At 39.7% G+C, this 15,142-nt stretch carries 16 protein-coding genes and 1 pseudogene; all 17 read right to left on the reverse strand.

Annotated elements, in window-relative coordinates:
* Positions 1 to 643, reverse strand: a pseudogene (locus EAE91_RS24380) (hypothetical protein); the annotation flags it as partial.
* Entirely contained in the window at positions 640 to 1,815 is a 1,176-nt protein-coding gene (locus tag EAE91_RS22145) for a hypothetical protein (protein ID WP_214090348.1), read from the reverse strand. The pseudogene EAE91_RS24380 and the gene EAE91_RS22145, both read right to left, overlap by 4 nt.
* A gap of 1 nt (position 1,816) precedes the next feature.
* Positions 1,817 to 2,074: a PAAR domain-containing protein gene (locus EAE91_RS22150; RefSeq protein ID WP_214090349.1), complete on the reverse strand. Its 258-nt coding sequence runs from the start codon at positions 2,072 to 2,074 to the stop codon at positions 1,817 to 1,819.
* A 566-nt stretch (positions 2,075 to 2,640) separates the two neighbouring features.
* Entirely contained in the window at positions 2,641 to 3,000 is a 360-nt protein-coding gene (locus EAE91_RS22155; RefSeq protein WP_214090350.1) for a DUF4087 domain-containing protein, read from the reverse strand.
* Between the two features lie 185 nt (positions 3,001 to 3,185).
* On the reverse strand, positions 3,186 to 3,650 hold the full coding sequence (locus tag EAE91_RS22160) for a hypothetical protein (protein WP_214090351.1): 465 nt from the start codon (positions 3,648 to 3,650) through the stop codon (positions 3,186 to 3,188).
* Between the two features lie 109 nt (positions 3,651 to 3,759).
* On the reverse strand, positions 3,760 to 4,230 hold the full coding sequence (locus EAE91_RS22165; protein WP_214090352.1) for a hypothetical protein: 471 nt from the start codon (positions 4,228 to 4,230) through the stop codon (positions 3,760 to 3,762).
* Positions 4,231 to 4,260: 30 nt separating this feature from the next.
* Entirely contained in the window at positions 4,261 to 4,725 is a 465-nt protein-coding gene (locus EAE91_RS22170) for a hypothetical protein (protein WP_244868987.1), read from the reverse strand.
* Positions 4,726 to 4,860: 135 nt separating this feature from the next.
* Positions 4,861 to 5,238 carry a hypothetical protein gene (locus tag EAE91_RS22175; RefSeq protein WP_214090353.1) on the reverse strand — a complete coding sequence of 126 codons (378 nt, stop codon included), beginning with the start codon at positions 5,236 to 5,238 and terminating at the stop codon, positions 4,861 to 4,863.
* A 197-nt stretch (positions 5,239 to 5,435) separates the two neighbouring features.
* The gene (locus tag EAE91_RS22180; RefSeq protein ID WP_214090354.1) at positions 5,436 to 6,251 is read right to left on the reverse strand and encodes a lysozyme inhibitor LprI family protein; all 816 of its coding nucleotides are present in this window, start codon (positions 6,249 to 6,251) and stop codon (positions 5,436 to 5,438) included.
* A 179-nt stretch (positions 6,252 to 6,430) separates the two neighbouring features.
* Entirely contained in the window at positions 6,431 to 6,772 is a 342-nt protein-coding gene (locus EAE91_RS22185; protein WP_214090355.1) for a hypothetical protein, read from the reverse strand.
* A gap of 51 nt (positions 6,773 to 6,823) precedes the next feature.
* A complete protein-coding gene (locus EAE91_RS22190) occupies positions 6,824 to 7,681 on the reverse strand; it encodes a hypothetical protein (RefSeq protein ID WP_214090356.1) in 858 nt (285 codons plus the stop codon).
* Positions 7,682 to 7,721: 40 nt separating this feature from the next.
* Positions 7,722 to 8,186, reverse strand: coding sequence for a hypothetical protein (locus EAE91_RS22195; RefSeq protein WP_214090357.1), 465 nt, complete (start codon positions 8,184 to 8,186; stop codon positions 7,722 to 7,724).
* A gap of 8 nt (positions 8,187 to 8,194) precedes the next feature.
* The gene (locus EAE91_RS22200) at positions 8,195 to 8,332 is read right to left on the reverse strand and encodes a hypothetical protein (protein ID WP_214090358.1); all 138 of its coding nucleotides are present in this window, start codon (positions 8,330 to 8,332) and stop codon (positions 8,195 to 8,197) included.
* A 287-nt stretch (positions 8,333 to 8,619) separates the two neighbouring features.
* Positions 8,620 to 9,051 (reverse strand): hypothetical protein, encoded by a 432-nt coding sequence (locus tag EAE91_RS22205; protein WP_214090359.1) that lies wholly within the window; start codon positions 9,049 to 9,051, stop codon positions 8,620 to 8,622.
* A 10-nt stretch (positions 9,052 to 9,061) separates the two neighbouring features.
* Positions 9,062 to 11,575, reverse strand: coding sequence for a glycoside hydrolase family 19 protein (locus tag EAE91_RS22210; RefSeq protein WP_214090360.1), 2,514 nt, complete (start codon positions 11,573 to 11,575; stop codon positions 9,062 to 9,064).
* A gap of 13 nt (positions 11,576 to 11,588) precedes the next feature.
* Positions 11,589 to 13,979, reverse strand: coding sequence for a type VI secretion system Vgr family protein (locus tag EAE91_RS22215; RefSeq protein ID WP_214090361.1), 2,391 nt, complete (start codon positions 13,977 to 13,979; stop codon positions 11,589 to 11,591).
* A gap of 658 nt (positions 13,980 to 14,637) precedes the next feature.
* A partial coding sequence (locus tag EAE91_RS22220; protein WP_280520300.1) for a type VI secretion IcmF C-terminal domain-containing protein occupies positions 14,638 to 15,142 on the reverse strand: 505 nt, incomplete at its 5' end.

The raw sequence follows: 15,142 nt of genomic DNA on the forward strand, positions 1-15,142 counted from the left end.
CCTGTTTTTGCAACATCCGCAAAGCTTTATCCATCCACACCGGCTGCGCGCTTTGGTTTTCGGTCAGCGCCCAGACAATGCCATTGAGCGTGCGGTAACGGCGCAAGCGACGCAAAGCCATCAACTGAGCGGTATCCGGTTCCGCCGTCTGCAAACTGCCGCCCCAGAGCAACAACGAGCGATAGCCCTCCTGCCAATACGCAGTCGTCAGCCCCGGCGCGATGGCTTCCACCTGCTCCACTTCGCCCACTACCAGTAAAATGCGGACTTTATACCACCAGAACCGCCCGTAACGGAGGCGCATGCGGTCAGGCAAGTCTTCTATAGCGGAGACTGATTCAGAAAGTTGCGTCGCTACAGAAATTTTTTCGTTATTGCCATTACCTTCTGCCTCAAACTTACCCCACTTCAACCGGGCATTTCCCTTCCCACTGGCGGTCAACCACATATTTATCAGCCAACCCACCATGACACACAATGCAGTCAGGAAACCACAAGCCGTCAACATTGAGTGGCAAAACAGAGCGTCCCAGCCAAACCACTGAGCAACCAGCTCTGGCAGCATCAATAATGCACCTCCGAACAAAAGCAAGATGCCAAGAATGACCGTGAAAATAGATACAAATAAAGAATGAAGTTTCATGAAAGATCCTGTTTATCTGAAAATAAGGGTGTAGTGACACCCACCCAAAGTTGGTCAGAGCTGGTTTTATGCGCATACAATTGTGCGGTTTGTCCTTGTCTGGCTTGCTCACTGGCACAAATTAAAGCCAACCAAGGTGCCGCGCATCCTGTATAGCCAAAGGATTTTTCCAGCAACCAACTAGTCTCCCCATCCTTAAGTAAAAGCCCTTGTTGTTCTATTGCCGTACTCCAAACACTGTCGGTCGATGTTCCCCAACCGGTTAACCAGCCATTGTGAATGTTATCCGCCGCTTGTTTCGCCCAGAGCAATGCCCGTTCTATAACCACAGGTGCCCGCATGACAGGCTCACTGTGTGGTCTGTGGATCATCACCGATTCAGTTTGCTCTGGGAGAGGGTGATTAGAGAAAATCAGCGCCACAACGGCTTCTCCAGCAATATTTAGAGGGATATCCTGTACTTCTGCGGCAATAACGATCAAAACCGAAGGTGAAACTGGTTTCATATCCAGCCAGTTATCCAAAACTGCCAGCCCTTGTCCCGGACAAATCAACGTATTTGGCAGAGATATCTCCGGCGTCATAACATCGGATTCACTCACATTGAGCTGGATAGAACAGTAACGGTGCCAGCGGGAAGGTAGCGTTTCTATGAGCGGGAGCACATCGGCCAAAAGCAGCTCTCGCGCCATCATGAAACGTTTGGCAGCAGGTAATTCAGCAGAAAGCGGGGCATACTGGATCACTGAGTCTTGATCTGTTGATGTCACCGGTGACATCAACACCTGTTTCTCTTGCAACGTACCCGGCAGTTGCGTGACATCATCACCCACAGGCGTAGACGCATGAGCAAAAATCAATCGAGCACTACGCTGCCCTCTCCGAATTTCCTGTTCACGAATGGTCTGACATTCCCTGTCCCAACCATCAGCCCATACTTGTTGGCATTTATAGCCGAGTCGTCGTATTCCAAAACAGAGCAGCCAGAATGAAAACGGGAAAACGAAAAAGCAGTACCAGAACACACTGCCTGAACGTGTATCTTGCCAAAACCATAATGTCGTGATTGCGCCGGTTACCAGACAAACGATCAAAAATATTAACCAGCGTAAAGTGACTGGGCGTACCGGACGTGGAGCTTTATCCGGAATAGCATCAAGATTGACGGACATATTAATCTACGGTCCCCTCCGAAAATGAACTGATTAACGTACAACCACAGGCACAACAGTGCCCATTCAGCGCGACTTCCCGACCATCATCAAGATAATCAGGACAACCTTCAGCGATTGTCGTTTCACCATGTTTAGTGCAAGAAACCTTGTCGCCTTTTCGGGCAACAGGGATATTATCGAACTCAATTAAGTCAGATCCCTCTAAAACAGTTCCTCCCGATGAAGTTTTATCACCCTTGCGAATAAATGCCGGCATAAATGCCCTCCATATTTAAAGTGATTAATTGATAAAAGATCGTTGAAAAGAAACATTTCTTTTCAATGCTATATTTACTTGGCTCGGATATTTTCCTATTAATACATATCCATAAACAAAAATAAAACCTGATATATTGATAATAAAAACAATACAAAGACTGATTTGCTCCATTGCAAAAAATAAGATATCAGTGATAATTTTAGTCCGGATACAACTTTGTTATTACTTTGGTGCCATTTTTGTTGATAATATTAGCTCCGTTGGAATTACATTCCGTATCTTCTCCATAAGAAATGATTGAAAAAATAACAAAGTAAATAAAAAAATAAAAGTCATATTAAGTTTATTCTTCATATCTACTCTCCTCATCATTAGTGATTAGAATCATATATTTAATGCGTCAAATTCATTCTGTTTTAACCTAACGTTATTCCATTAACCCCACCAAACCAATGAAGTAGGGTTACTAACTCCTTTAATCATTAAAAATTTTATTTACTTTTTATAAATATCATCTTTCCCTACCAACTAAACCATTCTCACTCTTGGCAATATTATTTTTATTAATTCAAATTCGGTATTTTTTGTAATTTCCTATCTGTTTTACACGCCAATAAAGTAAGGTGTTTTGATTTCAATATATTGGTTATCATCATTTTTTTCTTGTTGGTTTCTACAGTCAAACAAGAACAACCATAACCATAATTTATACCTGTCTTGATATATTGGCTGACAGGAAAATCTTTAAGCTTATCCAATCCCTCCGAACTATAACCTCCCTGAATTGATATGATCCATTCACCCTCACTGTCCAATAACCAGATATTAGATGGTGATGGATTAACTAACCAACCACACCTTAATTCACTGGCACCAACATCAAGCACAAAAAACACACTTAAAATGAAAAATAATTTATTCACAACAATTCTCCGTTATTCAACTTAGCTAGATAATTTTCAGAAACTCTTTAATTCATTTGGCATGATCTGTTCTACCTGGTATTTGATAAAAAGAATCAATCTACTCACTCCAATGCTCTACATACATCACTTGCTGTTTTGTATTTAAAATGACTGATCTCACCATTGCTGATTCCTTCTATACCTTATTCAAAATATGAAGTTAGCTTTTCGTCTTTTTTAATTAAATTATTCTGACTGGGAGAAAAATAGGCATTCACCATATAATACTGTCCGTAGGACGGTGCTCCTCCAGCATTAACATTCCATTTAATTATAGTAAAGAATCTGTCCGTATACTTTCCTTTCCCCCAGAAAACAGAAATAACCTCTGCAATTCCAGCATTATATCCATAAGAGTCGAAAAGAACACCATTGTTAATATTACAACGATCGGGTAAGAAAAGCGCTTTAACATCCGGGTAATCTTCATTTTTATTACCATAAAAGAATAGTAATGCACTATTATTAACCATCCTATCAGAATTAATAGTTTGTTGATAATGTCGATCAGGGAAATTCCGATTCAGTATATCTATATTAACTTTTTCACATGCCAAAGAATAAATTGGGAACAAAAAAGATAGAATAAACACCATTAATTTTGCCATTCAGAGCACATAACCTACAATTTTAAATAGATTTAATCTAATCTAAAATAAAATAAACATCACAGCGTGTACAACACACCACCAAATATAGAAAACAATTATTTATACTTTAATTTATCAAATCAACGAACTTTTCCTTCAATAAGGATTGACTGGCATTTTCATTTATCCCTGAACTGATTTCACATTTTTGATGGCTAATTAAATTTCCATCTTTCATTATACTGATCCCTGACTCAAAATTAGGATATCTTCCTATATAATCCTCTGATCTTATTATTCTATCATATATTATATAATGATAATTATTGTTCTCAAATCTAATATGACTTTCTCCACCACCACTATACCCTGTATAGCTAAAATAAAAATCTCCTTTGCCATTTATTTTTGGATAAGTAAAGTCTACTTTATTATTTTTCTCATGTTTATAATAAATATAGTCGTTTCTTTTACACACAGAAAATTTACTCTCTTTCATAGTACAATGAAAAACAACGATCTCATTATTTTTACATAAAGTTGTAGCCGATAAAGGGGCATTCAAAAAAAACACACCTAATAGTAAATATTTCTTCATATTATATCCTCATCAAATTTTTCAAGTTTCTCAACACCCCAACGCATTATCCTTATCACACGCTAAAAACGTAATGAGATTTCTAAGATTGTTTTTTTTCACTGTCTTACACATCAGCAGAAACTCTTTTTTATTATCATTATTTACAACACTTACCCCACTAGATTTTTCATTATTATCATAATTATCAAATACTGTATATCTATAATTTTCATTGACAAAAGAAACATAAATATACTCCGTTTGATATCTCGTATAATGATTATATAAAAAACCAGAATAGTTATCTCCAAAAGAATTAAATATAAAACTGTTTATTCCCTCTTTTGACAAAGAGTATGATAACGTGCCATCTTTTATTTCCAATTTTACATTACCTTTCTTTGTATTACATGAAAAATAAACATCTGAATTATTTTCACTCTTAGCATAAGAGTTATGAAAAGAAAGTAAAGAAAGCAAAAATACTAAACTACCTGTGAGATATAATCGCATCATAATTCCTACTCATTTTTACATCATATCCATTCTGACGAGGCCCGTTGTATATTCGAGAAAAATACAGTCAGTCCTTTGCTCTTATGGCATTAATCAATTCAATATAAAATTAACAAAATAGTCATTGAAAATTTATTTACTCCGTATAAATATTATTTTTCTTTTCACACTCATATTAACATCATCAAATGGTTTTGAATCTTCAATAACCCATATAAGTTTATTCTTTTCTTTTGTTATTCTCGCTGTTCCACTACCACCAAAAGTACTCATAAAATAAACATCAGCAACATTACCATTTATATGACCTTTTATATTTAACACATCATTATCCTCACAATCTATTCTATTGCCACTATTTGTTATAAAACAATACCTGCCTACTATTACATTTTTATTCTCCTTTAAGTAAAGCTTATAAGTGTCATTATTATACTGTGAAATCCAATAGCCAGAAAAAGCAAATGCTTGGGAACAAAAAAACAATAATAGAAACAAAATCTTTTTCATATAATCACCTTTAAAAAATCATTAACTCTATCTAATCATCCTGCAAGATATTTCACTTAATTATTACAACTATCATTTATATATGTTAATGATTCAAAATATCCCTTTCTGACATTCACAAAAAACTATCTTGATCTTCATAAGGATAATTAATGTTCCATATGACAATCTAATCTTAAATTTTAGATCATCCAGAATCACTCGGAAGTGTTTATTGACATTAATTGCTCTATGCGAATTTTCATTATTTTAGTTAAACATCTTTCATCACTACCACATTTGTTTCTGTTTTTTAACCATTCCACTTGCTCTGCATGTAAATTTCTTAAATTATCTCGATCTCCTATAGATTGCTGTAACTTTTTTGTTAATATCCAAGCCTTATTAACACTATTATCCCATGCTGCCAAATCAAAATTTTGACAGATAGCTCTTTCTGTTTTACTTTGAGCATTCTTACAGTTAAATGACGCAACTGGAGTAGGTTTTTGAGGCAGTCGGTTCATTTTGATAATAGTCAAATCAAACCAATTAGTTAATAAAGTATCTCTATCTATAATAAAAAACCATGTTCTATTGTCATCATTACCAACGCCAGGGCCAAAATAACCTGATTTACAAGAGAACTTCTCCACGGGATATATTCTATTACCATCAATACTCAATTCGTAATCTTTAGCTGTTGTATTTTTATCCCCCATTGATATTTTCGACATTAAACTATTTATTGTTTCCGTTCCTGATGAAACTGATAAAAATAAACATGTCCCATCCTCAGGAAAATTAGAAGATAATCTATTAACACTAATATCTAGCACCCTACCAACTAATCTAGGATCATTGAATTGATAATTAAGCCGCCTAGTTGAATTATTATTTATTTCAACCTGTCTAATTTGCCACTTTCCATATAAGGAAACTGGGGTCAATGACTCAGAAAATGAACTAAAACTAGCATTGAAAAGCACACCACCCAAAATTACTCTTTTAATCGATTCTCTATACATACTCATTATCGGTAATCTCCTTTTGTATAAAGATTAACTTTATATACCCGTCATCTTTCAAGTTGCCTCTTTGTTGGCCGCACTTACTCACCCCGGTAACATAGTTATCTATGCTCCCGGGGATTCGCTCCCTTACCGCCGCGATCCATCTGGAAATCTATAAGGTATAGTTATATCCATTGTAATTAACTCCAGACTTCGATAATGTTAACACTACTATTAACATTATATGCTAAATAAATCCTGCTTATTTCAGCATACATATGTTTTCCCGTTAATTCTATAATTCCACGTCCCCTATATAAGTAACCATCACCTAATTCAGATTCTTCTAAGACAGTTCCTCTGGATGAAGTTTTATCATCCTTACGAATAAATACCTCCTGACTTAAAGTGATTAACTCATAAAAAATTGTTGAAAAGAAGTATCCCTTTTCAATGCTATATTTTACCTGACTCAGATATGTACCTAGTAATACATATCTGAGCAATGATGGACTAAGAGCATACGCCAGTATTGCTTGCAAACTTGTACTATCAGTTAACTGATAAAGTTAATCCTCGTTGAGCTAATAATTTCAATCTGGATAATATTTTGTTACAACCTTTGTTCCATCACTATCTTCTTTAAATGAAACCTCTGTCATTCCGCCCATAAAATTTAATATAATTTTTAATTTCTTTTTATTCTCCCAGAAGTATTTAACATCGACATCATCTTCTTGGTGAAAAACATGAATATTTTTCATCACCTCCAAACTCTTAGTCAAATATTTACCCACATCACTTTTATTTATATATTTATTATAAACATCAACTAATGTTTCTTTTTCGTAAAAACACTCGTCAATAGCACCATGTTCGAAAACAAATCCTAAATCTTTTTTTGATGACTTACATTTTGTATTCTCAGCAATGTGATGTAACCTTTTATCCTTCTCTTCAAAATAAAAGATAGCTCTTTGTTTATAAACAAATATAATAGCCCTATCCAAAACAATAAAATCAGAAAATGGATATTCACATTTTTCCGTAGAAAAAACAGGAGATATGACATATAAAAACCCAGGTATTTTCACATCATTATCAGAAAAAAGTTTTTTATAAATACTAACTGTTTTTTCACTATGCCAATATTCTAACGGAGATTTTTTTTGAATCGCGTATTGATATGAACATTTTCCAGAGATACTTACCATGTCATTTTCAAATTGAATGTTTTTTCCAGCAAACATTTTATTATAGAAATTATCATCCAATTCCATTGTTGAATATCTTATAGGAGAAGACACATGTGAATATTCCCATTTTGTCGCATTTAAAAAAGCATATGGAGAATTTTCTTTTGCTTTCTGCTCAATCTCACTGGTAGCATTTGCTTGTAATGAAACCATATAAAAAGATAACAAAAAAATATATATTAATGCTTTTGCCATAATATTTTACCTAGTTAATGAATGTAAAATAATATAATTTTTATTCATATTTTTCCTTTATATACTTTCTTATAGAGTCTGCATCTTTATAATCAAATATTAAACCAGATGAACCATAACCATCATATCCTGATAAATTTTCATCATTCGTCAGTCTTCTGTTTATTACCAATTCACCTCTATCATATCTGTAGAAAAAAACTTTATAACGAATTGCACTGATATTTTCCTCATTCCATGATACAAGTACAGCAGCATTCTTAACTTTATCAACAAAGATGAAGAAAACAGTTTTAATTTCAGGGACACCATCATAAACATTATAATTATCAATTACCTTTCTATTTCTACCATATTTTTCCACAAGTGAAATGGATTTATTTCTTTCCTTAACAAAAGAAATAGTTATATTCTTATCTAGCGAAAAAGGCCCTTGTACAATATTATCTTGTGCCTGACATATAAAAGACACAAAAAAAAGAAAAAATAATATAATGCGTTTCATAATTTCAATCACTCTCTTTCAATTTCAAGCCCAAGAAGAAGTGCCACTTTATTATATCTTTTTAGTCTATCTGCATATCCATTTTGCCCTCCATTTACGACTTGAGTAACTTCTCTGACCGAAGATCGCTTAGCAAGATCTTTCAAATACATACCATACGTATCTATTTTTCTTGTCCAAAATCGATTAAATCATCATCCTCGAAAAACTCGTGGTGGGAAAACACCAAATGAATTATTTAAGGGAATACGAACATATTTATTTCCGGATTAATGATGTTGCACTTATTATGTAAATCTACCAAACTATTTTATCTATCAACAGGAGATATCAATGAATAAACTGCTTTTTCTAATCATTCCATTTTGTTTTACCGAGCCGGTCTGCGTCACTTTGTACCGGTTCACCCCGTTTTTATCTTTAACCGGACTAGTCAGTGCTTTTTCCATTGACAAGAACCATCATTCATAGCATCAAATACCTGTGTGAAATCGTACCGTTTTTTCGACTTTGTGTTTATATATACAAAAGAAGAGAAAATAGCGCCTTGTCTTACAGTTATGTATTTACCTTCAGGTTTACCATTGATAATTTCTATCCAGGTTGTAGTATATTCATACGGCCTTCCTTCAGTAAATTCCTCTGCACTTTCTTTAACCGGAACAACAGTTATAGGGTAATTAGATTTCTCATATTTTACATATCCACCTAACCATTTATCTCTCCCTCCATCATTTATAGTAACAAACTTTAAATTAATTCCTTTCTGATCACTGGAAGTAAAACAGTTAACATAAGAATTCACACTGGCATTAGAAAAAAAAGGGAAAAAACAAAAGATAATGAAAATTATTTTTCTAAACATACCAACCACCTTAATTTTTTGAAAGATCAGAAATCCGATCATTAGAATAAATTAATAAATCCTTTCCAAGTACTCCATAGTATTTACTGTTATTTTGTCTCTGAGTTAAATCATTAGTTTGAATTATTGTATTTAATCTTTGATATCCATTCAAAGCATTACCTTTGTCTTTTCCAGTACCATTTTTCGCTGAAACAGGATCATGCCAAAGTGCCCAAGCAAAACTTCCTCGGATAGTTTCATATATTTCACTATTATCAAAAGGATACATGTGATCTCTCCTCAAAACACACCGATGCTCTGCCCCAAGACTTTTAATTGAACGATTTAAATATTCCAATCTGTCTTTATAACCATTAAACCCACCATTAACTAAAAGTGTCACTTGATTAAAATCATCATTTTGACAGTAATTCATTATACGTTTTTCAACCTTAAAATACCAAAAGGCAGATAGAATACTATGAGGTGGGGAAAGTAATTTATCTCTAGCTATAGAAGAACTTGTAACATCTTCTCCAATATATTTTTGATATTTCTCATAATTTGTCTTTAGTGTTAATTGAACCAAACCGCGCCCATACCAAGGACTATATGTCGCATTTTCACCATGTATCTCTTTGGTGATTCTTAGCCCCCCACTTTCATGCAAAAGTTGTGCGAGAATATGAGCTTTTTCAATACATGAATTAACTTCAAAATCTGCAAATGCCTGATTAAGCGGCGCTACATAATTTTCTAAGATATCTTTTTTTGTTTCTGGAGCAATTTGTATCATTTCTTCAATTGTAATATCACGGTTACATGCACATTGCCCTTTATCTGATAGCTGAGACAAAAACACCACCGGATGCATATGCCACACAGGCTTCCCGCTACTGAAGGGTTCCACTTCCTTCATCCATACCTGATCATCCAGATACTGCCGCCAGAACTTATTCGCCGTGCGGTTTTTTACCACATTCGTAAAAAAGTTCTCCCACGGTCCCCCCTGACTGTCTTCATACCACTCACTGCTGTGCTTCACGATAAACCTCGTCACCACGTTAATCATTTCCGGGTTATACAACCCAAGGCGCACCTCCTGCGCATTCAACTGCCTATCGCCGTCTTTATCCAGCTTCCGCAAAATACGTTCATAACGGACCGGAACCAAGGCATGATCTATCCGCCGGTCCTGTTTTGCCACCGCCAGTAAATGACGCAATAAGACTTTCACACACTCTTCTGCCGTTAACTTGCTGAAATCCGTGGTCGCCTCCTCTTCCAACAAACGAAATCCCAGTTTATTCAGGTCATGTTGATCTACTTCCGTTACAAGTTCCCCATTCTGTTTTACCCAGCCGGTCTGCGTCACTTTGTACCAGCTTACCCCGTTTTTATCCTTAACCGGGCTGGTCAGCGCTTTCGCCAGAACGATTTCCTGCTGCGTTCTGACCTTCAAGGGGGTAAAAGTTTTGTGTGTCGCATCATAGCTGTGCAACAGCTGATCAAGTCCGCAGGTAACATATTTCCGGCCATCCGCCAGGTGTTTCGTGTTATTGACAAAATCCGGCAAGTTATCGTCAGCACTTAACACTTCAATATGCGTAAAATAGTAAGACATTCGGTCAGGCAACCGGGCCGCAGGCGATTCAAATAATCCCAGATGGCCTATCGGGTCTCCGGCGTTTATGCGGATAACCGCATCACCCATCAAAGTTTGTACACTATCAAACGCCCCTTTTTTAACTGCCGCTTGCATCCAAACCGGCATCTGGGGATGAGCTTCACCTATCTGCTCAACAAAATGAGGATCTAATTCCACCCAAAATTTTTTCTTATCTTTTACTACGCCTCCCTCCAGTTTCTGCGCCAGACCAAAACGTACTTTGTCATAACGGGTCGAGATGATGGTGGTCATAAAGAAATCCGCGGTCTGATAGACCAAAAACTCATCACCGTGTTTCAGACTACCGTTTGTCGGCGGAATATCATAATCACGCCGTTCCCCCCGTTCCGTCACATCGGATGGTATACCGTATTGCTCCTCATTATTTGTGGTAAATCGGTGGGTATTCAGCGTGTGCTGCACAATCGCTCTATAACGTGGGTACGCCGGGTAATCGCTCACCGGTGCCAAATGCATATACAGGCTGTAGAATGTCAGCAGTGTTTCATCCTGTGCCTTGTACTCTGATTTCACCAACGCAAAAGTGCTGGAGTATTTCAGTTGTTCATCACGAAAGTAGGGGGCTTCTAAATACGCTTTATTCAGCCGGTAAGCTACCAATTCCCCCTCAGCCATGCAGCGCAGCGGCATCACTTTGTCCTGTTGCAACAGATCCGGCGTTAGTTTGGCATACGGCGCACTGGCCCGGTCACTGAGGTGTACACCGCCGTGCCACAGGCCATTCGCCCCAACCAGCCAAGCGCCATTGGGTTCAGAACGCAGTTTCGCCAACATGGCTTGCAGGCTTTTATCATCGGTGGCCTGATAAGGCTGGCCGTCATTTTCTCGGCTGACAGGAAAACAAATTTTCATTGGTGCAGGCTCCTTATCCTGAAATTGAACCCGTGTGATCGGGAGTTGTTTCTTTTAATTCTGTTTTGGGAAAGGCAGATACTTTCGTGTCGATTGAAGCTCCACCTTGCTTTACGTTGTAACTCTGGCATTTCACCTGATATCCCCCCGGTGTCCCAAACTCGATACCACCGCCATCCATCTTGAGATAGGTTCCCCCTGCATTCAGTGTCAGCGTTTTGGGTGTGGTAATTGTGATGTTGTTATCACTACTGGAGAGCGTGATTTCCTGTTGTGCCATCAATTCCATCTCATCATGCTGGGCCTGTACCAGTACCTTGCCCTGATTGGCAATCAGCTTAATGCCGAGTTTTTGGACAAATAAACCAAACGCTTCTCCCACGCCGATAAACAAACGTTTCATCACCCCGATATCAGCGTGTTTACCGACATTGACCATCAGGTTTTCTTTAGCGGCCATTTGCATATGTTCACCACTGACCAAAGAAATACCCGCCGGTGAGCTGGCTAACAGTACTGCTGTCTGCAATTGTGTAACCCGCTCCCGGACATAATTCAGTTGTGTTTGTACGTCGGCGGCAAGAGACGCGGCCTGTGTAGCTGCTTCACTGAGTGTTTGCATCTGTTGGTTGGCTTGTGCCAGTGCCGATAACGCTTCCTGCATCTCCAGCGTTTTTCCCTGTGCTTTTAATTGTTCATCAGTACTGATAAACAATCCCTTACCGGCCCGAATCGCTCCCCAGTCGTCGGTTCGCAACTCAAAACCTTCACCCCGTTTATCCGGGTGTGGGCGCTGACTATCGACAAGATGACCGAGGTTCAACTGGCTTTTACCGCCGTACTCGGTACTCAGTTTGATATGTTCCCGACCACGTTCGTCACTCATCCGCAGTTTGTTATTCGCCGGGGTGCGCAGAATGTTGCATTTGTAGTTGTAGAGATTGACATGATCCGGGTGCATTGAATCGTGCAGAGCATGGGCAATATAGGGCCGGTCCGGGTCGCCCCCTTCAAAGGCGATCGCGACTTCGGTGCCTTCCAGCAACGGCCAGTGAAAGCCATACTTCTCCCCCGCGTACGGGCGTGCCAGACGCACCCACAGGCTTTCGCTCCCCTGCGTCCATTCCGCCCGGTCAAAGTCAAACGACACCCGATACAAGCCGTCTTTGTCGATATCGCCGTAGATATCATTCACTTTCGTGCTGCTCACCCGCGCGGGTATCGTGCCGGCCATCACCGGTTTCGGCACCCGCTCCGGGCGAAAGCACACGGTCTCGGAATAGGGAATGGCGGTGAACGCCATCTCGAAACTGCTGTCCCGGCGGGCGCTGTTGGTGATCTGGGTGATGATCGCCCCTTTGCGAAACGCTTCCGGGGCGTCGCCCTTCACTTTCAATTCCTGCCCCGGCACCAGCGTGGCGGAGGTGGTCATTCCCCGCAGGCGAATGCGTTGATTCAGGTAACGCTCGTGATGCAGGCGGGCATAAAACACTCCGCTTTCCGTCTCCGGTTGATAGGCGTAACGGTCACCGGGTATCCGGTAGTCATCGCGGTAATGGTACGCTTCACCATAGGTGGTTTGGTCGCCACGTGTCACATCCACCTCGGTGTTCAGGCCGGGATACGGCCGGGCATCGTGGTAGTCATAATTCCGAGTCGCAATTTTTCCCTCCACTACCTGATACGCGGTCTCCATGTCCCAGACCACCGCGTCCTCCTCGCCGTGCATGCCTGACGGATTACGGGCAGGCAGGTAGACGTTGAACTGGTAGTCACGCTGGTCGTCGTAAAATTCCACCACATCAATCTTTAACCGGTCATCCGCCGTCACTTTGTACCAGATACCCACTTCCGCCAGCAGGCGTTGGATAAAGCGCAGGTCATCTTCGCCATACTGCATCACCTGTTCCCGCCTCGGGTAGTTGTGTGTCAGACTGAACAGGAAGTCCTGCCCGCGAAAGCCATGCCGCTCCCGCAGGACTTTTTCCACAATCTCCGGCACGGAGAGTTTTTGGTAGATGGCGTATTGATGGCTTCTCGCCATCAGCGCCAGCCGGGGCTCCAGCGTCACTTCATAACGGCTTTCGTCCCGCGAGGTGGAGAGCAGTTTAAAGCCGCTGATCACCCCGTAAACCGAGCGCAGCGGCTCCGGCGGCACAATCGGCATCCACCGTATCCCCGGATTGATCGCAGGCGAAGTCAGGGTAAATGAAGCCTGCTGCATCAGCATCTGTGCCGGTTCAATCCCTTTCTCCGCACTGGTGAATTCAATGGCATAGCGAAACGGCTGGCTTAAGGCTTCCTGCCCGGTAAAGGCCAGCACATCCAGCGGCGCTTTGTTGTACCACACTTTTAGTCTGTAACGGCTGTGATCAAAAATGATCATCGGTGTTGGATTTGTCATATTTTCTCCTAATTTTTCTACGGCCATTAGTCAACAATAAGAACTTAATATAAGACCATGTCATTATTGTCATACCGGGAAATAACCCACGCCACTATTTCTCGGTCGGGAATTAACTGAGCCGTAAATATTTACACAGGCCATTCATGTTTTCGCAATATATCAAGGAATGAACAAGGCAAGCGATTTATAAATTCTCCCATCTTCTTAATGGGTGCCTATAAAGATCAACTCTTTTTTTTCAAAAAACCGATTTTTAATGCACACTCCTTTATCACCGCCGATATAACAGCATGTCGAACAAAATATTTAAACTTCATGACAATAACATGACATTTATTGACAAAAGTAAACTGGCATTGATTGCCATAAAATGAAGGCGGCCTGAATACGCGATTTTAATCACATCCCTATGATAATAATGCCTATTTTCATGTTATCCAATAGATTATCGCTGTTTCAATCTCATCACTCCTTTTTTAATCTCAATTATCCCATCACGATAAAGAAGAATAATTCTCATTCATGCCATACGAATAATAAGATAGCCAAACATCCTCATCGGAATATCTGTAGTGATATTTATCCTGACAGCTATTCTGTTAACAAAAACAGTTAACGGTCACGCTATTCCCTGATTTATCGCCAATCGCATGCATTATTCCTCTATCAAATCATCGTCATTTACCGCTGATATTGTCGTATGCTTACCCGGCTTCGTCACAAAGATATTTTTCGGCAATTTAAATCCGCGCAGTTTTAATAATGCCAGCGGCCCTTCGCCCAGTTCTGTACGCAAAATCCAGGTTAATGGCAATCCATCCGGGGCAGTAAAGATCAGTCGGTAACGGCTTTCATCCAGTCTCTCCGCTTTTGCCTGTGCCAGCCAGCGGATCAGCCCCCAGTTTCCCTGATAATCACCAAACAGCCTCGCTCCGGCATTAACACTAATCCACGTCAGCATCACGCCCGGTTTATAGGTCTCTCCCGGCCAGCGAAAGCTCTGCCAGCTTTCCATCTGGTTAAAATAACGCAATTTCTGCCCATCTATCGTCAGGTCGGTTTCCACCACATCCCGTACCGCTCTGGCCCGCAGTTCAAACCGCAATCCCTGACTGCCATCGGCAAATAACAGGTCCGATAACTGACTGAGCTGATTTATC

Source organism: Photorhabdus noenieputensis, assembly GCF_018448935.1.
Lineage (GTDB): Bacteria > Pseudomonadota > Gammaproteobacteria > Enterobacterales > Enterobacteriaceae > Photorhabdus > Photorhabdus noenieputensis.

Coding starts and splice junctions, on each gene's coding strand:
- EAE91_RS22145 (WP_214090348.1), bottom strand. CDS start 1,815: ATGTCCGTCAATCTTGATGCTATTCCGGATAAAGCTCCACGTCCGGTA.
- EAE91_RS22150 (WP_214090349.1), bottom strand. CDS start 2,074: ATGCCGGCATTTATTCGCAAGGGTGATAAAACTTCATCGGGAGGAACT.
- EAE91_RS22160 (WP_214090351.1), bottom strand. CDS start 3,650: ATGGCAAAATTAATGGTGTTTATTCTATCTTTTTTGTTCCCAATTTAT.
- EAE91_RS22165 (WP_214090352.1), bottom strand. CDS start 4,230: ATGAAGAAATATTTACTATTAGGTGTGTTTTTTTTGAATGCCCCTTTA.
- EAE91_RS22170 (WP_244868987.1), bottom strand. CDS start 4,725: ATGCGATTATATCTCACAGGTAGTTTAGTATTTTTGCTTTCTTTACTT.
- EAE91_RS22175 (WP_214090353.1), bottom strand. CDS start 5,238: ATGAAAAAGATTTTGTTTCTATTATTGTTTTTTTGTTCCCAAGCATTT.
- EAE91_RS22180 (WP_214090354.1), bottom strand. CDS start 6,251: ATGAGTATGTATAGAGAATCGATTAAAAGAGTAATTTTGGGTGGTGTG.
- EAE91_RS22190 (WP_214090356.1), bottom strand. CDS start 7,681: ATGGCAAAAGCATTAATATATATTTTTTTGTTATCTTTTTATATGGTT.
- EAE91_RS22195 (WP_214090357.1), bottom strand. CDS start 8,186: ATGAAACGCATTATATTATTTTTTCTTTTTTTTGTGTCTTTTATATGT.
- EAE91_RS22205 (WP_214090359.1), bottom strand. CDS start 9,051: ATGTTTAGAAAAATAATTTTCATTATCTTTTGTTTTTTCCCTTTTTTT.
- EAE91_RS22210 (WP_214090360.1), bottom strand. CDS start 11,575: ATGAAAATTTGTTTTCCTGTCAGCCGAGAAAATGACGGCCAGCCTTAT.
- EAE91_RS22215 (WP_214090361.1), bottom strand. CDS start 13,979: ATGACAAATCCAACACCGATGATCATTTTTGATCACAGCCGTTACAGA.